The 23,082-nt window shown below is 60.1% G+C and carries 16 protein-coding genes; 7 read left to right on the top strand and 9 right to left on the bottom strand.

Annotated elements, in window-relative coordinates:
- The first annotated feature begins 2 nt into the window (after window positions 1–2).
- A complete protein-coding gene (locus M5B42_RS13880) occupies window positions 3–1,106 on the top strand; it encodes a polyamine ABC transporter substrate-binding protein (RefSeq protein WP_103496941.1) in 1,104 nt (367 codons plus the stop codon).
- Between the two features lie 24 nt (window positions 1,107–1,130).
- On the opposite strand, the gene M5B42_RS13875 is transcribed toward M5B42_RS13880, so the two are convergent.
- Together M5B42_RS13875 and M5B42_RS13870 are read right to left on the bottom strand one after the other, a co-directional pair.
- Window positions 1,131–1,742, bottom strand: a complete 612-nt coding sequence (locus M5B42_RS13875; protein ID WP_103496940.1) for a TetR/AcrR family transcriptional regulator — start codon at window positions 1,740–1,742, stop codon at window positions 1,131–1,133.
- A gap of 188 nt (window positions 1,743–1,930) precedes the next feature.
- Complete coding sequence (locus M5B42_RS13870) at window positions 1,931–3,703, bottom strand: sigma-54-dependent Fis family transcriptional regulator (protein ID WP_248746171.1); 1,773 nt, start codon at window positions 3,701–3,703, stop codon at window positions 1,931–1,933.
- Between the two features lie 292 nt (window positions 3,704–3,995).
- Between M5B42_RS13870 and M5B42_RS13865 the strand changes: the two genes are divergently transcribed.
- The 6 genes from M5B42_RS13865 to M5B42_RS13840 all read left to right on the top strand — a co-directional run bounded on the left by M5B42_RS13865 (window position 3,996) and on the right by M5B42_RS13840 (window position 13,064).
- Entirely contained in the window at window positions 3,996–5,471 is a 1,476-nt protein-coding gene (locus M5B42_RS13865) for a benzaldehyde dehydrogenase (RefSeq protein ID WP_248746170.1), read from the top strand.
- A 63-nt stretch (window positions 5,472–5,534) separates the two neighbouring features.
- A complete protein-coding gene (locus M5B42_RS13860) occupies window positions 5,535–6,302 on the top strand; it encodes a coniferyl-alcohol dehydrogenase (protein ID WP_248746169.1) in 768 nt (255 codons plus the stop codon).
- Window positions 6,303–6,403: 101 nt separating this feature from the next.
- Window positions 6,404–8,053, top strand: coding sequence for a DUF1302 domain-containing protein (locus M5B42_RS13855; protein WP_248746168.1), 1,650 nt, complete (start codon window positions 6,404–6,406; stop codon window positions 8,051–8,053).
- Window positions 8,054–8,068: 15 nt separating this feature from the next.
- Entirely contained in the window at window positions 8,069–9,430 is a 1,362-nt protein-coding gene (locus tag M5B42_RS13850; protein ID WP_248746167.1) for a DUF1329 domain-containing protein, read from the top strand.
- Between the two features lie 69 nt (window positions 9,431–9,499).
- Window positions 9,500–10,603 (top strand): YCF48-related protein, encoded by a 1,104-nt coding sequence (locus M5B42_RS13845; RefSeq protein WP_248746166.1) that lies wholly within the window; start codon window positions 9,500–9,502, stop codon window positions 10,601–10,603.
- Between the two features lie 52 nt (window positions 10,604–10,655).
- A complete protein-coding gene (locus tag M5B42_RS13840) occupies window positions 10,656–13,064 on the top strand; it encodes an MMPL family transporter (protein ID WP_248746165.1) in 2,409 nt (802 codons plus the stop codon).
- Window positions 13,065–13,112: 48 nt separating this feature from the next.
- On the opposite strand, the gene M5B42_RS13835 is transcribed toward M5B42_RS13840, so the two are convergent.
- The 7 genes from M5B42_RS13835 to M5B42_RS13805 all read right to left on the bottom strand — a co-directional run bounded on the left by M5B42_RS13835 (window position 13,113) and on the right by M5B42_RS13805 (window position 23,023).
- Complete coding sequence (locus M5B42_RS13835) at window positions 13,113–13,811, bottom strand: outer membrane beta-barrel protein (protein ID WP_103496059.1); 699 nt, start codon at window positions 13,809–13,811, stop codon at window positions 13,113–13,115.
- Window positions 13,812–13,895: 84 nt separating this feature from the next.
- Window positions 13,896–14,372 carry an SRPBCC family protein gene (locus M5B42_RS13830; RefSeq protein WP_103496062.1) on the bottom strand — a complete coding sequence of 159 codons (477 nt, stop codon included), beginning with the start codon at window positions 14,370–14,372 and terminating at the stop codon, window positions 13,896–13,898.
- A gap of 48 nt (window positions 14,373–14,420) precedes the next feature.
- Entirely contained in the window at window positions 14,421–17,849 is a 3,429-nt protein-coding gene (locus M5B42_RS13825; protein WP_248746164.1) for a beta-ketoacyl synthase N-terminal-like domain-containing protein, read from the bottom strand.
- Window positions 17,850–17,931: 82 nt separating this feature from the next.
- The gene (locus tag M5B42_RS13820) at window positions 17,932–19,017 is read right to left on the bottom strand and encodes an acyl carrier protein (protein ID WP_248746163.1); all 1,086 of its coding nucleotides are present in this window, start codon (window positions 19,015–19,017) and stop codon (window positions 17,932–17,934) included.
- 117 nt (window positions 19,018–19,134) lie between these two features.
- A complete protein-coding gene (locus M5B42_RS13815) occupies window positions 19,135–20,898 on the bottom strand; it encodes an FAD-dependent monooxygenase (RefSeq protein WP_248746162.1) in 1,764 nt (587 codons plus the stop codon).
- 3 nt (window positions 20,899–20,901) lie between these two features.
- The gene (locus M5B42_RS13810; protein WP_152739479.1) at window positions 20,902–21,513 is read right to left on the bottom strand and encodes an HAD-IB family hydrolase; all 612 of its coding nucleotides are present in this window, start codon (window positions 21,511–21,513) and stop codon (window positions 20,902–20,904) included.
- The gene (locus tag M5B42_RS13805) at window positions 21,503–23,023 is read right to left on the bottom strand and encodes a class I adenylate-forming enzyme family protein (protein ID WP_248746161.1); all 1,521 of its coding nucleotides are present in this window, start codon (window positions 23,021–23,023) and stop codon (window positions 21,503–21,505) included. The genes M5B42_RS13810 and M5B42_RS13805 overlap by 11 nt, the downstream gene beginning before the upstream one ends.
- Between the last annotated feature and the right edge of the window lie 59 nt (window positions 23,024–23,082).

The raw sequence follows: 23,082 nt of genomic DNA, 5'->3' as shown, positions 1-23,082 counted from the left end.
TCATGAACCGTCTTTTGCGTAACACCTTGCTGGGTGCTGTCGTTTCGTTGTCGGCCAGTGGTTTGTGCCTGGCTGAAGAGCGGACTGTCCGGATCTACAACTGGATCGAGTACCTGCCGCCTGAGATCCTGAAGAGTTTTCAGGAGGAAACGGGCATCCGCCCGATTTACGATGTGTTCGACAGTGTCGAGACCCTGGAGTCCAAGCTACTGACCGGCAACTCCGGGTACGACGTGGTCTTCCCGAGTAGTTCCAACCTGAGTCACCTGATCGCCGCGGGTGCCATCGAACCCCTGGAGCGCAGCCAACTGCCGAACTGGCAGCACCTGGACCCGGAGTTCATGAAATCCCTGGAGGCCGTGGGAGACTCGGGCAATCGCTACGCGGTTCCTTACCTGTGGGGCACCACGTTGATCGGCTACAACGTCGACAAGGTGCGCCAGGTCCTGGGCGCCAATGTGCAGATGAACAGCTGGGACATGATCTTCAAGGAAGAGAACCTCGCCAAACTGGCCGGTTGCGGCGTCGGCTTTCTCGATGCGGCCAACGAGATCGTGCCCATCGCCTTGCACTACAAGGGCCTCGATCCCAACAGCCAGAAGCGTGAGGACTACCCGCAGGCCCAGGCGGCGATGATGAAAATTCGCCCTTACATCACCTACTTCAACTCGTCGCGCTACGGCATGGATCTGGCCAATGGTGATATTTGCGTCGCAGTGGGCTGGTCGGGTGGCGTAGCGCTGGCCAAGCAACTGGCCGATGCCGCTGGCAAGGGGGTCAAGGTCGAGATGGCATTGCCCAAGGAGGGTGCGCCGATGTGGTCGGATGTGATGGTGGTGCCGGTCAATGCGCCGGATGCCAAGGAGGCCCACGCGTTCATCAACTACATCCTGCGACCGGATGTGATCGCCCGGATCAGCAACAAGATCGGTTACCCCAACCCGAACAAGGACGCCACCGCCTTGGTGAATGCCGATATCCGTAACAACCCCAATATGTATGTGCCGGACGAGGCGCGTAAAACGCTGTTCGCCCTGCAACCCATGCCGGCAGCCATGGAGCGGATCCGCACCCGCACCTGGACGAGCATCAAGACCAATCGCTGAACAGCCTGGCTGCCGGGGCTCGGCTCAGGCGTGCATGCCCTGGAAGAGCAGGGCGGTGATGCGCCGGACCTGGCTGGAATGAGACGCCATGTCTGGCGGCTCCTGATTGACCAGCCGCAGCAGTTGAAGGTGCGCATAGTCATTGAGCAGGAAGGCGGCGGTCTCGACGTTGAGGTCGCCGCGCAGCTTGCCGGCCTGTTGCAGGTCCCTGAGCAGGCCACTGATTTCCGAGCGCAACGCATCGTTCATGGCACGGTAGCCTTCGGGCAGTTCATTGTCGCCACCAAACAGGATCAGCGGCAGCAGTTCGCGCCAGAGACTGGGGTGCATCACTTCCAGGGCGTAGCGGGTCAAGAGCTGTTCCAGGTAGCACAAGGTGTCGACCGGATCGTCCATTTCGGGGATCTGGCTGCGGGTGTCCTTGAGGGCGCGCTGGTCGGCGTCGTGCAGGATTTCCAGGATGATTTCCTGCTTGTTGCCGAAATACTTGAACACCGTGGGCGCCGAGACCCCGGCCTGGTTGGCGATCTGTTCGATGGTGGTGTTCTGGAAACCCTGGCGCTCGAACAGCTCCACTGCGGCTTTGCTGATGGCCTGGCGGCGTAGGACTTTCTGGCGTTCACGCAGTCCAGTCACGGGAGGTCCTTTTAATTAGGCGGGTACGAAAGCCAGCAGGATAATCGATTATCTTTGTCGCAAAAATACTTTATTAAATAAAGCTTAACCGCACATGCCCTCCAGGCCTGGCACGGGGTTTTCAATGAGCCGGTTCCGGCGCGAACCGGGGCCACTTCGGGTGGTGGAATATAGAGGCGCGGCCTGGGTCAGACCGATGCCTGTTGGTACTTCTTCAGGCGATAGGCAAACTGCGCCCGACTCAACCCCAGCAGGCGCGCCGCCGCCGCCAGATTGCCCGCGCTGTGTTGCAGCGCTTCGTCGATCAGGCGTGACTCCAGTCCTTCGATGGAGAAACCCTGCTCCAGCCGGCTCAAGGTTTCCAGCAAGGCCGCACGCGGCTGTGTGCCGGTGGGATTCTGGTTGCTGGCCGCCAGGCTGCCATTGTTGTCCAGGGAGTAGAGCTCCTGGGGGATGGGCTCGTTGCGAAACAGGTGGACCAGGTCGATGGCTTGGCCATCTTCGCTGGCGATCAGGCCGCGCTCCACCAGGTTCTGCAGTTCCCGCACGTTGCCGGGGAAATCGTAGCGCAGCAGCGCCTTGAGCGCGCGCATGGTCAGCCCGGCAGGCTTGCGTCCGTAGTCCTGGCAGAAGCGCCGCAGGAACGCATTGATCAGCAACGGGATATCGTCGCGTCGCTCACGCAGCGGCGGCAGGGTGATGGGGAAGACGTTCAGGCGGTAGAACAGGTCTTCGCGAAAGTCGCCAGCCGCTACCGCTTTGCGCAGGTCGACGTTGGTCGCCGCCACCACTCGCACATCAACCTTGATCGGCTGACCGCCACCGATGCGTTCGATCTCACGCTCCTGCAAGGCACGCAGTAGCTTGCCTTGCCCGGGCAGGCTGAGGCTGGTGATTTCATCGAGGAACAGGGTGCCGCCGTGGGCCCGTTCGAAGCGTCCGGGACGCGAATGGGTTGCGCCGGTATAGGCGCCGCGTTCGACGCCGAACAGCTCCGCCTCGATCAGATTGTCCGGGATCGCGGCGCAGTTGAGGGCTACGAAAGCGGCCTGATGGCGTGGGCTGTACTGGTGCAACTGACGGGCAAACAGCTCCTTGCCAACCCCTGACTCACCACTGAACAGCACCGTTGCGGGTGTTGGCGCCACGCGTTGCAGGGCGAGGGTGGCGGCATTGAAGGCCGCGCTGGCGCCAATGGGTTTGGGGCCGCCGGACAGCTCGTTGTCATCCTGGGGCGCGGGTACCGGGGCCTGGTGCTGCCTGAGGGGGGCGTGGGTCGGTGATGCGGTGAGATAACTCAGGTCCTGTTCGACATCGCCCCATTGCTCGGCGGTCTTGCCGACCACGCGGCAGGTCTCGTGGCCCATGCCCCGGCATTCGATTTCCCGGAAGATCACCAGGCGCCCGAACAGCCCACTGACATAACCGATGGCATAGCCCAGTTCGGTCCAGCACACCGGGTCCTGGCCGATCCCGTAGGCGGCGATATGTTCGTCGGCTTCGCAGGAATGATGCCAGAGGAACTCGCCTTCGTAGAAACCGGAGTCGGCATCGAACTTGAAGTGCAGGGGTTCGACCTTGGTCATGCCTTCAAGGGTATGCAGGCGTGTGCCAGCGGAGAAGATCGCCGCGGCATCGGCATCCGGCCAGCGCTCGCGGATCAGTCGGGCATCCCGTGCGCCGGACAGGTAGCCGGTGCGGGTAAACAGGCCACGGGTCTGTTCCAGTCCCTGGCGATCGATGATTTCCCGACGCAGTGCGCCGAAGGATGAGCTGTGCAAGAGCAGCATGCGCTGATCATTGAGCCAGATGCGTCCGTCGACCGGGGAGAAGAACAGGCATTCGGTCAGCTCGGCCAGGGTCGGTGAGTTGCCCTCCGCCAGTTGGGTACTGTCGCCCCTTGGCGAGAAATGTTCCTCCGACAGCGCGAGATCCGGGAACAGCGAATGGGGATTTTTCATTGTTATGCCCCTGGGCGAGTCGACTGATCGAAATGATCAACTGTAATAATAGTTATTAAACATAACTTTATCATTTGGACAAGTGCCGCAGAATCGGGCGCTCGCCGGGTCTATCGCCCTGTCCGCGGGTATTGCGCGCGAACCCGTAAGCCAGAGCCTTCGCGGCTTGAAGAGCGGCGCCCTGGCGGAAATCGGCATGGCCCTTGCTCTAGTGCTTTCACCACGCAGACGACTTCAGCGCTTCAGCAAGGCGGTGTCGGGCGATGACAAACACAAGAGCCGGGAGGCCGAAATGGCGGTAAGTGAACCCTCTGATTTCCTGCAGGACGAGTTGTGGTGTGAGCGTATTTTCACCGGCGACTGGATACGCCCGTTGGGCGGCAGCAATAGCGTATATGAGCCGGCCACCGGTGAGGTGCTGACGGTGACCGGGCTGGCGGATGCGGCGGACATCGCCTTTGCCAGCCTCAGCGCTGCTCGCGTGCAGCCGGCCTGGGCGGCGTTGGGGCCACGGGAACGTGCGGAGATCTTTCGTAAGGCCGCCGCACTGGCCCAGCAACATTTTGCCGAGTTGGCGCTGTACATCGCCCGGGAAAGCGGCGGCAGTCTGTTCAAGGGCGAACATGAGGTCAGGGAGGCGATCGTCTTGCTGCATCAGGCGGCGGGTCTGCTGTCTCAACCCCATGGTCTGGTGCTTCCCAGCGAAGCGGGGCGCTTGTCCTATGCCCGCCGCTTGCCCCACGGTGTGGTCGGGGTGATTTCCCCGTTCAACTTCCCCCTGGTGCTCTCACTGCGCTCGGTGGCGCCAGCGTTGGCGGCCGGCAACGCCGTGGTGCTCAAGCCTGATCCGCAGACTCCGGTCAGTGGTGGCTTCATTATTGCCCGGCTGTTCGAGGCAGCCGGTCTGCCCAAAGGCCTGTTGCAGGTGTTGCCGGGCACAGCCGTTGCCGGTGAGGCGCTGTGCCGCGACCCGCATGTGCGGATGATTGCGTTCACCGGTTCCACCGCCGCGGGTCGCAAGGTCGCGGAGGTGGCGGGGCGTCATCTGAAGAAAGTCGCCCTGGAGTTGGGCGGCAAGAACTCGCTGATCGTGCTCGAAGACGCCGATCTCGACCTGGCGGCCAGCAATGCCGCCTGGGGCGCCTGGTTGCATCAGGGGCAAATCTGCATGGCCACCGGACGCATCCTGGCTCATGAATCGATCGCTGAAGAACTGGTCCGCCGCTTGGCCGAGAAAGCCCGGACGATCACGGTCGGCAACGCGGCTCGTGGCGAGGCGGTGCTGGGGCCTTTGATCAACAAGCGCCAGTTGCAACGGGTGCATGAAATCGTCACGGACAGTTTGAGGGCGGGGGCAAGGCTGGAGGCGGGCGGCGAGTTTGACCAGCTCTTCTACCAACCCACGGTACTTTCCGGCGTGCGTCCGGGCATGCGTGCGTTCGACGAGGAGATCTTCGGACCGGTGGCCACGGTGGTGAGTTTCGCCAACGACGAGGAGGCCATCGAATTGGCCAATCGCACCGAGTACGGCTTGTCCGCGGGAATCATCTCGCCTTCGCTCGGGCGTGCGATGGCGATGGGCGAGCGACTCAATTGCGGCCTGCTGCATATCAACGACCAGACGGTGGCTGATGAGTGCATCAATCCATTTGGCGGGCGTGGCAGTTCGGGAAATGCCGGCAGCGTTGGTGGTCCGGCCGATTGGGACGAATACACCCAATGGCAATGGGTGACGGTCAAGGACACCGCGCCGCGCTACCCGTTCTGAGCAAGACAGGTCGACGCGAGCGGTCGACCAGATGAATACACAAAAACAATAAGAGGACACAACATGAAGCTCGACAACAAGATTGTGCTGGTGACCGGGGTCTCCTCGGGTATCGGCGCCGCCACCGCAAGCCTGCTGCGCAGCCATGGCGCCCAGGTGATCGGCGTGGATCTGAAGGCTCCGCACATGACCCTGGACGGCTTTGTCCAGGGCGACCTGGGCAGCGCCGAGAGCATCGACCGGCTGTTGCCGCAGCTACCCGCGCGAATAGATAGCCTGTGCAATATCGCCGGAGTCCCGGGTACCGCCGACCCGCAACTGCTGGCGCGGGTCAACTACCTCGGCCTGCGCCACCTGAGCCGCGTGCTGCTGCCGCGCATCACGGCGGGGGGCAGCATCGTCAATATCGCCTCGATCCTCGGTGCCGAGTGGCCGCTGCGCCTGGAACTGCACAAGGCGCTGGCGCGCATCGAGGGTTTTGCCGCCGCGCAAGCCTGGCTGGCCGGGCACCCGGTACCGGACCAGACCTGCTACCAGTATTTCAAGGAAGCCTTGATCGTCTGGAATTATCTGCAGGCCCAGCCCTGGTTTCTCGAACATTCGGTGCGCATGAACAGCGTGGCGCCGGGCCCGGTGTTCACCCCCATTCTCGGCGACTTCGTGAGCATGCTCGGCGAGGCCAGGACCCAGGCCGATGCCCATCGCATGAAGCGTCCCGGTTATGCCGATGAGGTGGCGGCGGTGATCGCCTTCCTGTGTGCCGACGAGTCGCGCTGGATCAACGGCGTCAACCTGGCGGTCGATGGTGGATTGGCCTCCACCTATATCTGAAACGCAAACCTGTAAGCAGCGGCGCAAGCCGCTACCCGAGCGTGTTGGCTGGCGCCATGCGTGCAAAGCCATGCCGAAAATAAAAATAATGAGGAGCGTCCATGGACAACGTAATAGGTGGCTTTCGTTTTAAGCATTGCGCCCTGTTTCTGGCGTTATGCAGCACAGGCGCGATGGTTGAAAGGGCGCAGGCCATGCAATTGGACCTCGGTGATTCCGACTGGAAACTGCGCTGGGACAACACCATCAAGTACAGCCAGGCCTGGCGCCTGCAGGGGCAGGACAGCCGCCTGACCAATGCACCGACCGCCAACGGTCTGTATCCCTCGATCCAGGGCCAGGGCGATAAAAACTTCGGCACGGGCCTGGTCTCCAATCGCCTGGACCTGTTTTCCGAAATGGACCTCAGCCGGAAGAACTACGGGCTGCGAGTGAGCGGCGCGGCCTGGTACGACGATGTCTACAACAAGGAAACCGACAGCAGCGAGCAACCGCATTTCCTCAGCGATACCCGCAAGCTCAATGGCCGCGACGCCGAAATCCTCGACGCCTTCGTGTTCCTGCGGGGGGACCTGGGTGAAGACTCCCAGGGTGTGGTGCGCCTGGGGCGGCACAGCCTGGTCTACGGTGAAAGCCTGTTCTACGGCGGCAATGGCATCGCCAATGCCCAGGGCCCGACCGATGTGGTCAAGTTGCTCAGTGTGCCGGGGACCCAGTTCAAGGAGATCCTGCGTCCGGTCAACCAGATCTCCGGGCAGTTGCAGATCAACCCGCAGCTGTCGGTGGGGGCCTACTACCAGTTCGAGTGGGAACGCTCCAACCTGCCTGGCGCCGGCAGCTACCTGAGCGATACCGACGCCATCGGCTACGGCAGCGGTTCGCTGCATGAGGTGTTCGGCAATGACACGGTGAACGCGGGCGATCTGAAACCGAAAAACTCGGGGCAGGGTGGTATGCAGATCCGCTTCAAACCGGCCGGGACCGAGCTGGAGCTGGGTTTTTACGCTGCGCAGTATCACGACAAAACCCCGATCGGCCTGTACGCCTACCTCGACGGCCCGGCCGCGGCGGCCACCGGGTTGCCGATCCTGAGCTCTTATCGTCAGGTCTATGCCGAAGATATTCGCACTGCCGGCATGAGCTTCTCCACCGCCCAGGGCCCCTTCAACTTCGCCGGTGAAACCTCGATTCGCTGGAATGCGCCGCTGGTGAGCAATCTGCAAGTGGTCACCCCAGGCATGTTGGCGGACGGCGGTGACCACTCGTTGTTTGCCCGGGGCAAAACCGCCCACGCCAACCTCTCAGCGATCTACCTGTTGTCGCCGACGGCCTTCTGGGACGGCGGTTCGGCACTGGCTGAACTGGCCTGGAACCGCACCCTGAGCATCACCGAGAACGCCGCGGCCCTGGACGCCAATACGACCCGTGACGCCACGGCGCTACGGGTGCTGGTGGAGCCGGCGTATTTCCAGATTGTCGACGGGATCGACCTGACCGTGCCGATCGGCATGGGCGTGGTGCTCGACGGGCGCTCTTCGGCGGTGAACAAGTCGGGCTTCGGCAACACCCACTCCGGCGACTGGAGTGTCGGGCTCAAGGCGACCTATCTGCAGCGCTGGGATGTCGGCCTGAACTACGTGAACTTCTTCGGCGCCCCGAAAGCCGGGCTGCGCCAGGACGGCAACTTCAGCTACGGACAATCCCTGGCCGACCGCGACTTCATTTCGCTCTACGTGAAAACTTCATTCTAATAAGGTGGATTTGCCATGCGCAACCAAGCTTTTTTCAACACCTGCGTCCTGACCCTGGCCCTTGTCGGCATGAGCCTGGCGCAGGCGGCGGTGTCGCCCGAACAGGCCGCCCGTTTGAAGTCCGAACTGACGCCCCTGGGCGGCGAACGCACCGGCAACGCCGATGGCAGTATTCCGGCCTGGAATGGCGGTTACACCCAGGTCGCGCCGGGCTACAAGCCGGGTGACAAACGCCCCGACCCCTTCGCCGGGGAGAAACCGCTGTACACGATCAAAGCTTCGAATATGCAGCAGTACGCCGCTGAACTGGCCGAAGGCACCAAGATTCTGTTGAAGAAATACCCGGACTATCGCCTGGACGTGTACCCGACCCACCGCTCGGCCGCGGCCCCGCAATGGGTCTACGACAACACCGCGAGGAATGCCACCCGCGCCACGCTGGACGTCGAGAGCGAGAAAGTCAGCGGCGCCTATGGCGGTATCCCGTTCCCGATTCCGGACAACGGCGCGCAGGTCCTGTGGAACTACCGGTTGTCCTGGCAGGGTGGCGACACCATCAGCTCTCCGTTCGACACCTGGCTGATGACCGCGGGCGGCAAGAAGGTCCAGGCCACCCGGGCGCTGTATACCTACCAGTTTCCCTATTACATCGAAAACGGCAGCCCGGAAACTTTCTCCGGCAAATACCTGCTTGGCAAACTGTTCACCGAGCTGCCGTCGTCCAAGGCCGGCGAAGGCCTGATGACTCACTGGGACCTGGACCCGGCCAACCGTGCGGCCTGGCAATACCTGGTCGGTCAGCGCCGGGTGCGTCGGGCGCCGAATATTGCCTATGACACCCCGGACTTCGTCACCTCCGGTGTCGGCCTGTTCGACGAAGCCTTCATGCTGTTTGGGCCAACTGATCGTTATGACCTCAAGCTGATGGGCAAGAAAGAGCTGATCGTCGCTTACAACAATAACCGTGCCGGTCTGGCCAAGAGCGATGAACTGGTCAAACCGAACTTCCTCAATCCCGACCTGGTGCGTTGGGAGAAGCATCGGGTCTGGGTGGTCGAGGCCACGCTCAAATCCGGCAAGCGTCATGTGGTGCCGCGTCGGACCTACTACATCGACGAGGACTCCTGGCAGATCCTGATGGCCGACGGTTATGACGCCCAGGGCAAGCTGGGGCGCCAGATGTATTCGCTGACGCTGCTGGCGCCGGACCTGCCGGCGCTCACCGCACAGGTCATGTGGGGCAGCTACAACCTCGACACCGGTGCCTACTTCCTCAACTCATCGAGCAATGACCTGGCGGTTCAGTACCAGAAAGTCGCGAAACCTTCGGCGTCCTTCTTCACGCCGGATGCCATGGCCAACGAAAACATGCGTTGAACCCTGGGCGACCGTGGCGGGCGAGAGGTTCGTCGCGGTCGCCAGTGACTTTCCAAGCAGGATAAAGATATGAACCTTGAAAGAATCTTTGCGCGTTTTGGCCGGCGATGGGGGGCCTGCGCCCTGGCGTTGTTCCTGTTGGCGAGTACGTCTGGCGCTGGGCAGGCCGCGACGTTCGCGGCACTGCAGCAGCCGGCACTGCCCACCGCCAAGGCCCCGCGCGCGGTATTGCTCGGTTTGGCCCGGGCCGGGGAACGTCTGGTGGCGGTCGGTGAGCGCGGCATCGTACTGCTCTCGGACGACGCGGGGAAAAGTTGGCGTCAGGCCAAGGTGCCGGTCAGCGTCAGCCTGACGGCGGTGCAATTCGTCGATGCCGAGCAGGGTTGGGCGGTAGGGCATCTGGGGGTGGTACTGCACAGCGAGGATGGGGGCGAAACCTGGCACAAGCAGCTCGATGGCGAGGCTGCCGCCGCGTTGGCAGTGCAGAGCGCACAGCGCGATGTCGATCAGCCGGGTGGTGCCGGCAATCTGGAACAGGCGCGGCATTTACTGGGCGACGGACCGGACAAACCGTTTCTCGACCTGTACTTCAGCGACCGGCTGCATGGCTACGTCGTCGGTGCCTACAACCAGATCTATCGCACCGACGACGGCGGACGAAGCTGGCAGCCCTGGATGCGGCATGTGGACAATCCACAAGGCCTGAACCTCTACGGCATTCGTGCATCGGGCAACGATCTGCTGCTGGTGGGGGAGCGCGGCTTATTGTTGCGTTCCAGCGACGCCGGGCATTCCTTCCAGCCTTTGAAGTCACCTTATGAAGGCAGCTTTTTCGGTCTGCTCGGCACCCGTGGGGGCGCCTTGATTGCCTATGGCTTGCGCGGCAACGCCTGGTGGTCGGATGACCGTGGCACCCGTTGGCGACGCCTGGACACCGGTGTCGAGTCAACGCTGGCGAGTGCCATCGAACTGCAGGACGGCAGTCTGCTGCTGGCCAGCCAGGGCGGGGAGCTCCTGCTCAGCCATGACCAGGGTCGCAGTTTTGACAAACGTCAGAGCCGCAACGGCGCGCCGGTCGCCGCCGTGCAACAGGCGGCCGACGGCAGTCTGGCCAGTGTCGGCTTGAGCGGCGTGGCCGCCGACCAGGATCCGCAGGCCTCCGGCAAACCTTGAAACTTCACGGTGTAGTGCTATCGGGCTATGGCCCGTGCAACAGGAGTCAGACTTGAAAGACGACAAAACTCAAACCGTGATTGGTCGCCTGGAGGACTTCGACCAGGCTTCGGGCAATTTCGCCGAGCGGGCGATCTTCAACCACCGGCCCTGGGTGATCCTGCTGTGCCTGCTGGTGACCCTGGTGCTCGGCTGGCAAGCCACGCGCATCGGCATCAATGCCAGCTATGAGAAAACCATTCCCGGCGGGCACCCCTATGTCGCCAATTTCCTGAACAATCGCAGCGAACTGAGTGGCCTGGGCAACTCGTTGCGGATCGCCGTGGAGGTCGGGCAGGGCAGCATCTTTACCAAGGACTACCTCGACACACTGGCCAGGCTCAATGACGAGCTTTACCTGCTGCCGGGCGTCGACCGGCCCTACATGAAGTCGTTATGGACCCCGACCACGCGTTGGACCGCGGTGACCGAAGAGGGACTCGATGGCGGTACGGTGATCCCTGACGATTACGACGGGTCTGTCGCCAGTATCGAGCAGGTGCGAACCAACGTCGCCCGCTCCGGTGAGGTCGGTCAGTTGGTGGCCGGCAACTTCAAGTCCAGCGTGATTTTCGTGCCCTTGCTCGAAATCAATCCGCAGACCGGCAAAGCCCTGGACTACGGCGATTTTTCCCGGCAACTGGAAGCCCTGCGTAGCAAGTACCAGACCGATGACCTGCGGATTCACATCACCGGTTTCACCAAAATCGCCGGCGATCTGATCGAGGGGCTGACCCAGGTCCTGCTGTTCTTCGTGGTGGCGGTATTGGTGACCGTGGTGGTGCTCTATGGCTACACCCGTTGCGCGCGCAGCACCCTGGTGGTGGTGACCTGTTCGCTGGTGGCGGTGCTCTGGCAACTGGGTCTGCTCGCGATCCTCGGTTATGAGCTGGACCCTTACTCGGCGCTGGTGCCGTTTCTGGTGTTTGCCATCGGCATGAGCCATGGCGCGCAGAAGATGAACGGCATCATGCAGGATGTCGGGCGCGGCACCCACCGGGTGGTGGCCGCGCGTTATACCTTCCGCCGACTGTTCGCCGCCGGTATGACTGCGTTGCTCTGTGATGCCGTGGGGTTCGCGGTGTTGCTGCTGATCAATATCCGGGTGATCCAGGACCTGGCGATCACCGCCAGCCTCGGCGTGGCCGTGCTGATCTTCACCAACCTGATCCTGCTGCCGATCCTGCTCAGCTATTTCGGTGTCAGCCCGGCGGCGGCGCAACGCAGCCTGAGTTCGGAAACCGCCGAGCTACAGGCCCGGATCAAGCACCCGTTGTGGCGCTTTCTCGATCGGTTCACCGGACGGCGCTGGGCCATTGGTGCCATGCTCGGTGGCCTGTTGCTGGCGGCGTTCGGTTTTGCCGTGAGCCTGCACCTGAAAATTGGCGATCTCGATCCCGGAGCCCCGGAGTTGCGCGTCGACTCGCGCTACAACCGTGATGCGCAGTTCATGACCGGCAACTATGCGGCCAGCTCGGATATTTTCGTGGTCATGATCAAGACGCCGGAAGATCAGTGCACCCGCTATGCCAGCCTGTCCGCCGTAGATGCGCTGGCCTGGCGGTTGGAGCAACTGCCCGGCGTGGAGTCGACCACCTCGATGGCGGCGTTGAGCAAGATCGCCACGGTCGGTTACAACGAAGGCAATTTCAAATGGTATGAGCTGATCCCCAATGACGGCGCACTGGGCGCGGTACAGACCTGGGCACCGCGGGAGCTGTTCAATCAGGGCTGTTCGATGCTGTCGCTGTACGTTTACCTGGCCGATCACAAGGCCGATACCCTGAGCCGGGTGGTGGAGGCCAGCGAGCAATTTATCGCCGGGCATCCGGTGCCGGAGGTCAAGTTCATGCTCGCCGCCGGCAGCGCCGGGATCGAGGCCGCGACCAATATCGTGGTGAAAAAATCCATGCATGAGATGCTGTTCTGGGTGTATGGCGCGGTCAGCCTGTTATGCCTGCTGACCTTTCGCAGTTGGCGTGCCACCCTCTGCGCGATGCTGCCGCTGATGCTCACCTCGATTCTTTGCGAGGCGCTGATGGTCGCCCTGGGGATGGGGGTGAAGGTCGCGACATTGCCGGTGATCGCGCTCGGCGTGGGCATCGGCATCGACTATGCGCTCTACGTCCTGAGCGTGATCCTGGCACGGATGCGAGCCGGTGACAGCTTGGCCCAGGCCTATTACCAGGCGTTGCTGTTCACCGGCAAGGTGGTACTGCTGACCGGTATGACACTGGCGGTGGCGGTGTCGACCTGGGCTTTCTCGCCGATCAAGTTCCAGGCCGACATGGGGATCCTTTTGGCCTTCATGTTCCTGGTGAATATGCTCGGCGCCTTGATCCTGCTGCCGGCACTGGCCTGGTGGTTGCTGCCGCGCAAGGTCTTCGCAAAAAAGCCTGAAGCGAGTCTGCTGGTGCAGTGACTCAAGTGCACCTGCGGCCCGAGGCACGGGCCGCAGTCCAACCATCGCTTAGAACCAGTAATGCAGGCCAAGCATCAGTGACTGGGCGCTGTAGTCAGTGTGCACATCGCCTTGGGGCAGGCCTTGAATGTCACCGAAGTGCGCATCACGAGTCTTGAGGTATCGATAGTCCAGGGACATGGACCATTGATCGGTGAGCTCGTAACCTACCCCGGCACCGAGTTGATAGGCCGATACGGTGTCGCGATGAGTGTTGCCGAACTGGACGCCACCGGCTTCCAGGCCACTGACCGAAAGGGTGGTGTAGCCCAGGCCGCCGCCAATATAGGGGGTGAACCGGCTGAAGGGGGCCGGCAGGTTCAAGACGTCATACCAGAGGTTGGCCATCAGGCTGGTGGCTTCCTCTTCGCCTTTGCCGTTGATGCTCCCGCCGCCTTCGTAGACCCGGTGATTGAACTGGGTCAGGGTGTTTTTGCGGTAGCTGAGTTCCACTTCAGGCCGGAGCCCGACGGGAAATCGCCAGCCCAGTGCCAGTCCGGTGGCGTAGCCGGAGTGTAACGGTTGGTTGAACTCCATCTCGACAAAGTCGAGGTGGTTCTGGCTAAGGTTCTGTGGAGCCACCCAGTTCAAGCCGCCCATGGCACTGATGTAGGGGCCGAGCGTGTCGGCGGAACTGGACGCTGGGGCGATAAAGCCCATGCCAATGACGCCCATCACAAGATACTGAGTGTTTTTTAGTAGGTTCATGCTCGGTCCGAAGTGTGCCGTTATCGATTAGTAAGCGCAGCGTGTTGGGGAGCAAGCGTTCAACACGCTCTCTCCCGGGATATTTCATACAGGGTGCAAATGCGTTCCAGGCTTTTCGAGCCCAGGGGGACTGGTGGCTTTCGCTCGTTGTTCAGCCAACCTGCACAGGTTGTCCAGTGCGCTGGTCATGGCCGCGGTCAGCAGCTTGCGGAGCAGCCCGCGGTATAGAAAACTCAGGCGTCCGGAGATCTTCGCGCTATGGACGACCTGGGTTTCATCCGGGGAAAGCCTGTGCATCCGGTGATCGAACTCAAGGTCGATCCAAAGCAGCCTTGCCGTGTTCCGATAGCTTTCATGCTTCTTCACCGCTTCCAGTTTCAGTGGCATGGTCAGGCCATTTTTGAGGATGCATTTGCCTCGCGTTCCAGGTTGGAACGGACCATTGAGCTCACAATGGCTGACGTCGGTATCCCATAACGGGGCTTCTGGAAAATTGCTCCAGATCTTCCATATTTCCGAGGGCGACGATTTGACTCGGACTTGCACATTCACATCGTTCACGGCGACACCTTGGTTGTCGGGGGTGGAGATTGAGATCAATTCAATGCCTCAGGCAGCGGGCGCTGATCGACTCAACACTTGAGCGGTAATACTGGCTTGGCCGATTTTTTCGCCGCGGTTGAACAGGTCGATATAGACGCGGTTGGTCTTGAATGGCGGGTCCTGCGCGTCAAAGCCGGCTTGTGGGGCCAAGGACAACGGACTGTTCCTGGGGATTGGCCGATCCAGGGTGAAACTCAAGGCCAGCAGGTTCATCGGGATGTTGAGTGGAATCCGCAGATAGCTGTGGGCAATCTGCATGTAGCACTGGCGGGCAACTTCGAGGAAATACACCATCGAATAGTGCTCGGGGTCGCCCTCCTGGAAGAAGTGCTCGTCCGCCAGCTTGAGCGTGTCCACGCTCAAGCCCTGGGCGATGCCGCTGATGTCACTGACGATGACGTTTTCTTCCCTGGCCTTGTGCAGCAAGGCCTTGTCGCGGCAGCGGGTGGCCGTGAACTCGCCGGCGGGCGCTGTCTCGAACGCCGAGCTGTAGGCCATCCCGAGTACGCAGGTGCACATCAGTTTTCCGGCTTGCATGACCTTCGCATTGAATACGTGGGGGTCTTTGCCTTGTTCCAGATGCAGATCGATCACACCCTCTTTTTGTACGTACTGCTGGAACTTGATATTCAGGGTTTTGACATAGGCGACTCGCCCACCCAGTGGGGGCATGGTCAGTTCAATCAGTTGCAACACACCCTCAAGCAATAAAATGCCGGGGATGTGATCAAGGGGGTGATCGAAGAAATAAGGGTGTGCTTCGTTCACCACGAGTTGGGCGTGCAGTGACTGCGGGCTGCGCCGGACGTTGGCGATCACGATATTTTCCGGGGCGCGTTGCCAGTGCGTCGGGCGCTGGGCTTCGGCACCACGGTGCAAGGCGAACAGGCCCTCCATGGCACGAACCCTGACACGCAACCCGGAGAGCAGGGTGCTGGTCAGCATGTCACTGAGTTGCAGTACATCGACGCCATCGTGTTGCCGTTCGCGGGCAAGGTTGACAGGGCGGGCAGGTGGGATGACCTGCTGCAGTTCGTGGGCGGCCGAGTGAGCAAAGCGCAACGTGAAGGGATACTTGATGGCCGGGCTGGGTTCGACCGCCGGGCTCCACTCCCGAAGCTTTTCCGTAAATAGCCACATCACGGCCTTGCCGGCTTCGCGCACCTCGATCACCGTGTGAGACGATGCACTCAACATCACTGCCAACAGGGTTTCAATGCCACTGGCTTCAGCCAGGAAACCGGTCATCTCCTGCAGTGATCCGCCGGCGTGAGTCGCATCAGGCTGCAGCTCGCAGACTTCAATGTCCTGGTATTGACTGCGCTCCTTACCCAGCCGTTGGCAAGCTTCTTCCAGCGACTTCGCGGCATGGGCCAGGACCGCGGCGCGAATCACCAGCAAAGGTTTGTCGCTGGAGCCTGGTCGATAAGGACGCAGGGCAAGCAGCCCCAATCCTTCACCTTGCAGGGTCGCTGAGTGTCGGGCGCGTTCGACCTCGATTTCACCACTGATAAAGCGCCCTGCACCGAGCAAGAGGGTGGTGATGCCTTCCTTGAACCATTGCTGCGATGCCAGCAGGGTTTGCCAGAACAGGCCCGGGGTGCCAACCAGTGTCTGATGGAAACCCTTGAAGTCGAAAATCTGCGCCGGGTAGCCGGACAACATATTCGGCAGCATGGTTGCCACGTCTGTTACCTCCACGCCCGGTGGCTTGCCTTGAGCCCGGGAGTAGAAGTTGTGGGCGCTGCTGTACGCGTTACTGAAGCGTTCGCCACCCATGTTGCAGCACATGACCATCGCCGTGCCGGGGGAGCCGGCCACACCCGGCAGGCGTCGCAGCAAATGGTTGACGCGATCGGTGATCAACAGCTTGAACGGATCGACATGGGCCAGTGGTTTGGGGCCCATGCCGAAACCGTCGATATCGATGATGCGATCCTGCGCCAGGAATTTTCCCAGTAAGGGCTGGGCAGGCGTCGTGATGTAATCAACGAAGCGCCCATAAGGGAAAATGACTGAGGGGGCTGCTGGCCGATCGAGCTGTTGCTTGAATGACTGCAATGAGCCGTGATTGCCGATCGCCGCTTCAGCCTCGACAATCGCCAGGTCCAGCATCAGCACGCCGGAGGCGACCTGGGGAGCGCTAGGGCGGTTGTCAGGAATATATTCATCCACCACCAGATGCGCATTGGCGCCGCCAAAACCAAAGCTGGAGATGCCTATCCGGAGCGCCGACTGACGATCAGCGAGGGGCTGTACCTGCCCGCTGGCCAACTGCAGGCAGGTTTCGCCGACTTTTGCGCTGGGTCGGTAGCTGGGCTGAGGTGGAATACCTTTATGGCGCAATATCATCAGGGCCTTGGCGAGCGAAGCGCCTCCGGCGGCGGCCAATGGATGACCAATGACGGACTTGATCGAACCGATGGTTATTTTCTTGCCGCCTGTGCGATGGGGGGCGAAGAAGCGGTTCAATGAGTCCAACTCTGTCGCGTCACCCAAGGGTGTGCCGGTGCCATGGGTCTCGATGTAGTCCACGTCGCGGGGATCAAGACCGTTATAGGCCCGTTGGTAAGCCGTGTACTGGGCCTGTTTGCCCGGCGCAAACACTGAGCCTTCGGCGCCGTCGGCGGAAAGCCCCAATGCCCGCAAAACGCCCAGGGGGCGGCGCTGTGCAATCAGGGCCTGCGCTACGGGTTCGACCAGAAAGGCGACCGCACATTCGCCTGGCACAATGCCGTCAGCGTCCTGGCCGAACGCCTGCATCCGGGCCCGGGAGGAAAAGGCGGTCAACTGCGAGAACCCCAGGAACAGCGCCGGTGGCAGCACGGTGTTCAATGCCATGACAATCGCGTTATCCGCCTGTCCACTGTTGATCAGGGCTTGAGCCATATCGATTGCATAGGGGAACGAACTGCAGGCGGTATCGACCGATAGCGCCGGGCCGCCCAAGGCAAAAGTCGCCGCCAGTTCAGCCACTTGTTCACCCGGCGTATAGCCCCGGGACGAAGAACTCCTTGGTGTATCGGCTTTTCCGGACGTGCCCGTGACGAAGTAACTCTCATCACTCCAGGACGTCGCGACCACCAAGGCTGTGCGCTCCTTGATCAGCGTGGAGCCCTGTCCGGCAAGCTGAGTGAGGAGCGTCTGGAGGACTTTCTTGCCGATGGCGACCTGACGTCCCTCATGACGAGAGGGGATTGATACGTCATCGGTCAGGCAAAAAGCACTGTCCAGATAGGTGCGATCCTTTTCTCCGGGCTTGTCTGAATAGATCGACGCTTTCTTCAGCTCCCAGCGTGCCGGCATTGAATCGATAGGTGCTATCCGCCCTTCAGAGAGCAAGTGCCAAAGGGCATCCGTTGACGGAGCCCCTGGAAACTCGCCCGCCATTGCGCTGAAGCAAAAGTCGCCCCCTGTTGTTACCGCGCCACTCATACCCTATCTCCTGATTACCCAAATGCTGGCTGATCTGCTCGATCACCCGGACTCCATGCCTTTTTTCCAGCGGCTCAGTGCTTCAGCTCAGTCTTGCCAGAAGCGACAAGGCTTCCTGCGGCGTACGACGCGACATCAGCGCTTCACCGGCAAACTCGCTGGCAGAGCACTGTTGCGCCATTGATTGGCAGAGTGCTTCCCGGGCAAAACCGTTGAGTCCCAACTGTGTAAAGGGGGCCTCGATGTCGATCGACTCTGGCGTGTTCGGGATCAGGGGGGACAGGGCGTCGATAAGCAGATGGCTCATCTGCCCTTGAGCGTCCGTTGTGGCAGGTGATTGCACTTCACAAGGTATTGCCGAGGTCGACTCGGGGCTGGCGAGGGCGGCTTGTATCAGGGCGATTGTGTCCTGTGGAAACTTGGCGTTGGCCAACTCGGTACTGTTGGCCTTGAGTGACGGCCACAAGGCGACGATCGACTCCAGGAAGTCCAACTGCACCAGGGAGTCCAGGCCCAGGCTTTCATAGCTCTGTTTCCGGTCGATCTGGTCAACCGCAAAACCGGTGATATGAGCCAGTTGTTCAAATACCCAGGCTTCGACATCCACGGCAGGGGACTGCGGATTGGCTTCAAGCCGGGCCAGCAGGGCGGTTGGGGTCGGGGCATCAAACAGGAGTGAGGTGAGGTCTTTCTTTTCAGGGAAGTGCTGGGCCAGGGACTCGAAAATATCGACCAGCCCGAGAGAATCGATGCCCAGGCTTTCGAAACTCTGATCGAAGTCGATGTGTTCCTTGTTGAAACCAGTGACCGAGCTTATTTCGGCGCGCAACCATTGCCCGTAGCTGAGTGTCGGGGGTTGTTCGGCAATGGGGGCCGAGGCCAGTATGGCCGAGTTCGACTGTAGGGGTTCCAGCACCGGAAGGCTTCTATTGACAGGGGCTTCAAGCCCATGGGCATAAACGCCCTCGAGAACTTGTTGATGAGCATTGAAGTAATGTGCGGTGACGGATTCGGCCTGCTCCAGCACACGCATCAATATTGATTCTTTTGCTATGTTCGACTCACACAGTGAATCAATGATTTTTTCTGAGAGCGAGAAATAGCTGTGTGCTATTTTTCCATTGGACACGATAAATTCCTGCACAACATCGTTGAGTTGCAAGCGCATGAGGTTCTCCTAACCAAAGTCGGTATATATTTCTATAAGCAAGAAATCAAAAAACATGACCCAAGGCTGGGCCTGGTGTGAATCAATTAACCAAACTGACAGTAGTCATAGAGAGACTTAAAGTTGGAGTTCCACTGCGTCGATCATGGACGATGTTGTTTTTTTTGCACCCTTGAGCAGGCCGGATCTTGCGCTCAGATACGTGAAGAGCGTTATTGCATCGGCCCCCTGGAAAGCGATGTAGCCATCAGGACGGATCAGCATCAACGTGCCCGCCTTGGCATGGTAACGCTTGTGCAGCCGCCAATCGGGGTCCAGCAACGTCGAGTGCCAGGCAGGCAGCTCAGCGCTATTGAGGGCATCGATAACGCAATAAGCCTTGATGCCCGGGTAGTCTTTTTCCACCGATTCGGCCAGCGAGTAATAGCCCGGTAACAGGGGAGAAAACTGATCGGCCGCGCTGAAAATCAACAGCGTGAAGGTCCCGTGGAACAAGTCGATCAAGTGTTTTGGCGACCGGCCTTGCAGTTGCCATAACTCAACATCGGGAGCCAGTTGACCTGCACGAGGCACGGATGTCTGGAATTCGGGTTTTTTCCCTTTTTTGTCCCAGTTCTTGCGCTGCTTTTTCGTCAGCGCTTCTTGAATGTAATCACTTTTGCCATAGTGGTACTGATGACCGGAAATCATCGAGGGCAGCTTGCGCTGAACCTTGCGCCGGTTGCTCAGCAGTGGCAGGACATTGTCGCGCAGCCAAACCAGGGCGCGATGCTTGACGGTAATCAGTCCGGTCAGTCGGTGTGCCGTGTTCTCGACTTCCAGGGCTACCGGGTAGCGCTCTTCGTTGTAGCTCTCCAGCAATGTCGGATCCGCCAGGCCCTGATCGACATAGGCCATCTTCCACGCCAGGTTATAGGCCTCGGAAACCCCCAGGTTCATCCATTGCCCACCGATCGGGCTGCCGATATGCGCCGAGTCGCCCACCAGGAACACTGAGCCTTGCTGCAGCGACTGCACGCGGCGGTGTTGAAAAGAGGCGATGGTGGTCGATGAAATATTGGACAGCGTCATTTTTTGCCCGCGTCCTTCGCACAACCGCTGGAAGCTCTCCAGGCTCAGCGAGGGGCGCTCACCTTCTGGCGGCAGGTTGTAGGGCATCTCGATGAACAGTCGATAACGCGATGGTGCGCTGATCGGCGCGACCGCCACATAACCGTCCTGTGCGCCGAGGAAAAAAGCGCCTTCGTCCTTGCTTCCAGACCACTCGATATCGGCATCGGCGAGCATGAAGAATCGATCGTAGGACGATCCTTCGAAGGTCATGTCAAGGCGTTTTCTGATGTTGCTGCGGGCACCGTCGCACGCGACCACCCAGCGACAGGTAGAGGCTTCATCGCTGCCCTGTGCATGATGAAGTGTCATCCGCACGGATCCTGGCTGGTTTTCTATATCGACCAGTTCGGTATTCCACTCAACCTCTACCCCCAACGCGTTCAGTCGTTCAAGCAGGATCTTCTCTGTCTGCGGTTGTGGCAGGCTGAGGAGCAGGGGATAGGTCGCATCCAGGTAGGAGAAGTTGTAGTTCAGCACCCGTTTGCTGTTCGATTGCACCGAAAACTGGTTGATCGTGAACCCGTCACCGATGACTTGATCGGCAACACCCAGGTCCCGAAAGATTTCCAGGGTTCTGGAATGAATGGCCATTGCCTTGGTTGCGGTCGAAGGGCCGGCATTCTTTTCAATAATGCGAAAAGAGACACCCCATTTTTTCAGCATGATAGCCAGGGACAGACCGATAGGGCCTGCGCCTACGATCATGACGGTCGGGGTGTTATCGGGTTGCCTGGAGTGCTTGGGGGCCAAAGTGCTCAGCGTGTTCATCTGTCAGTACCAGTTTCTATAGAAGGGAGAGTTGGCAATGCCGAGCAGGGCATCGTCACCTGATGAGTCTCCGTAGGCATAAATGTAAAAGTCATCAAGGTTGCTCAAACAGCCTTTCAGCCGTGTGACTTTTTCTCTCTCAACACAGTTGGTGCCGGATATCCCACCGGTCAGCTTGTTCTTTGCAGTCGCCAGGCGGGTACCGCACACATAATCGAAACCCGCCGCCTGGCCCCAGGGAATCAGATAGTTCTCCGGCGAATTGCTGACCAGCGCCGTGACATGCCCCATGGATTGATGCCATTGCAATCGGCGCAGGGCCTCGGGCCTGAGCCAGAGCGGTAGCTGTTCGGTAATGAAATACTTGGCATGCTCGCGCTCTTGCTCGACTGACAGGCCGCCCAGGTAACAGGCAATGAACGCCAGTCGGGCTTGCATCAGCGGTGTGATTCCCAGGATCACACTGAGCATTTTGGGCAGCAGGGGAATGATCCGGAGCCAGAACGATCGGGTTCCAACGATAAAACGCATGTAGCGCCAGAAGGTATGCCTGTCGGTCAATGTGCCGTCAAAGTCGAAAACGGCCAGTACCGGTTGTGTGCTATCAGCTTGCATGGGTCTCTTCCTTGAGAGAGATAATCTCGATGGTTCTGGGCAGCTTGAAGCCCGAGAGGTCGCGCGCGAGCAGGGTGGAGACAGTGTTCTGGGTCAGGTCGCCGTGCCCTTCAACGCACAGGTGCAATACGTTGACCTCTTTATTGTCAGGGACGATGAAGGCCTTCGCGCGGACCACGCCGGGGTGCTTCAGGGCGACGGACTCGATTTCCGTCAGGTCGACCATTTGCGCTTTGATCTTCGAGATTCGCAGGCGTTGGCAATAGAAGAACACATGTCCATCGTCGTCCCGCCAGACCAGATCCCCCGTGTGTAACCAGCCCTCACGGAAGAACCGGGCATTGGCCTCCTCTGCGTCGTTATAGCCGTCGATCACCATCGAGCCGCGTATCAGCAGTTCGCCAATACGCCCGGGTACGACATCCCGGCCCTGGGCATCGACGACCCGCAGTTCCACACCGCTGATCGGTTGTCCCATGGCGCCGCGGTGGACCTTGCCAATCGAGCTTTGGACAATCACCGGCATGCTCTCGGTCAATCCATAGCCTTGTAGTACCGGATTGCATCCCAGCAGCCTGCCCAGTTTCTCGGCTTCGTCTGCCGGCAGATGGCTGCCACCCGAATAAATCATCAGTTGAGGGTGCATTGGCAAAAGCGCGCCTTTGCGTTTGGCCAGTCGCGTATTGAAGTAGCGAATGACGTCGGGCACCAGGCAGGCAAAGCTGACCTTATGCTCAGACAGGACTTCTGCCAGATCCCTGTTGAGCAGGGTGTTGGTCATGAGCAGGGTGGCGCCCACGCTTAATGGAAAAACCATCATCACGGACAGTCCGAAGATGGCATACAGCGGCAGCGTCACCAGATGAACCGAGCCGATGCCTTGAAGATGAAACTGCTCATGCAGCCCATCGCTCGATTGCGTCAGGTCAAGGTAGCGGTGAGAAACGGCCAGAGGCCTACCGATACCCCGGTAAGTGAACTGTACCGAGACTATCGGATTGCCCTCGGGCAGTAACAAGGGCTCGCCGTGTCGAGGCAGTCGAGAGTCGGCCGTTGCGTTGTCGGGCAAGGGCGATGACGGCTCCCTCCCGGCGTTCAACACCAAGGAGTGACGAACGCCGTAGGCTGGCTGGAATAGCTCGCGATGGTGCTCGAACAGGGTTTCGGTGGTGACGACCAGCGTCGGCCTGGCGCTGCTGATGACGCTGGTCATTTCGAATGACGTCAGTTTGTAGTTGAGGATGACCGGAATTGCCCCACTGCCGATGATCGCCAGATAATAAGCGATGAATTCCACGCCATTGGGTAGAACCAGCGCTACTTTATCGCCCGGCAATACATCCAGGGCCTTGAGGGCACCCTTGCACTCTTCAGCCTTGATTCGCAAGCCACGGTAAGTGACGGTATCTTCTTCCGCGTCCAGATGACGGATGGCAATCTGGTCGGGAAAAGACTCTGAAAAACCGACGAAGCGATGCAGAAAACCTTCTTTGCATAAAAGATTTTTCATTGACCAACCTCTCTCAATCCTTGAATTTTTAACTAGACAAAAAGCACTGCAGAGGCAGG

Origin of the sequence: Pseudomonas sp. MWU12-2037 (genome assembly GCF_023242345.1) — a bacterium.
Lineage (GTDB): Bacteria > Pseudomonadota > Gammaproteobacteria > Pseudomonadales > Pseudomonadaceae > Aquipseudomonas > Aquipseudomonas gingeri_D.
The sequence above is the reverse complement of the archived record's forward strand: the minus strand, read 5'-3'. Positions and strand labels throughout refer to the sequence as shown.

Bases quoted from the DNA above. Each gene is read 5' to 3' on its own strand.
- M5B42_RS13855 (WP_248746168.1), top strand. From the start codon at position 6,404: ATGGACAACGTAATAGGTGGCTTTCGTTTTAAGCATTGCGCCCTGTTT.
- M5B42_RS13850 (WP_248746167.1), top strand. From the start codon at position 8,069: ATGCGCAACCAAGCTTTTTTCAACACCTGCGTCCTGACCCTGGCCCTT.
- M5B42_RS13815 (WP_248746162.1), bottom strand. From the start codon at position 20,898: ATGAACACGCTGAGCACTTTGGCCCCCAAGCACTCCAGGCAACCCGAT.
- M5B42_RS13805 (WP_248746161.1), bottom strand. From the start codon at position 23,023: ATGAAAAATCTTTTATGCAAAGAAGGTTTTCTGCATCGCTTCGTCGGT.
- M5B42_RS13835 (WP_103496059.1), bottom strand. From the start codon at position 13,811: ATGAACCTACTAAAAAACACTCAGTATCTTGTGATGGGCGTCATTGGC.
- M5B42_RS13870 (WP_248746171.1), bottom strand. From the start codon at position 3,703: ATGAAAAATCCCCATTCGCTGTTCCCGGATCTCGCGCTGTCGGAGGAA.
- M5B42_RS13810 (WP_152739479.1), bottom strand. From the start codon at position 21,513: ATGCAAGCTGATAGCACACAACCGGTACTGGCCGTTTTCGACTTTGAC.
- M5B42_RS13865 (WP_248746170.1), top strand. From the start codon at position 3,996: ATGGCGGTAAGTGAACCCTCTGATTTCCTGCAGGACGAGTTGTGGTGT.
- M5B42_RS13845 (WP_248746166.1), top strand. From the start codon at position 9,500: ATGAACCTTGAAAGAATCTTTGCGCGTTTTGGCCGGCGATGGGGGGCC.
- M5B42_RS13880 (WP_103496941.1), top strand. From the start codon at position 3: ATGAACCGTCTTTTGCGTAACACCTTGCTGGGTGCTGTCGTTTCGTTG.
- M5B42_RS13820 (WP_248746163.1), bottom strand. From the start codon at position 19,017: ATGCGCTTGCAACTCAACGATGTTGTGCAGGAATTTATCGTGTCCAAT.
- M5B42_RS13860 (WP_248746169.1), top strand. From the start codon at position 5,535: ATGAAGCTCGACAACAAGATTGTGCTGGTGACCGGGGTCTCCTCGGGT.
- M5B42_RS13825 (WP_248746164.1), bottom strand. From the start codon at position 17,849: ATGAGTGGCGCGGTAACAACAGGGGGCGACTTTTGCTTCAGCGCAATG.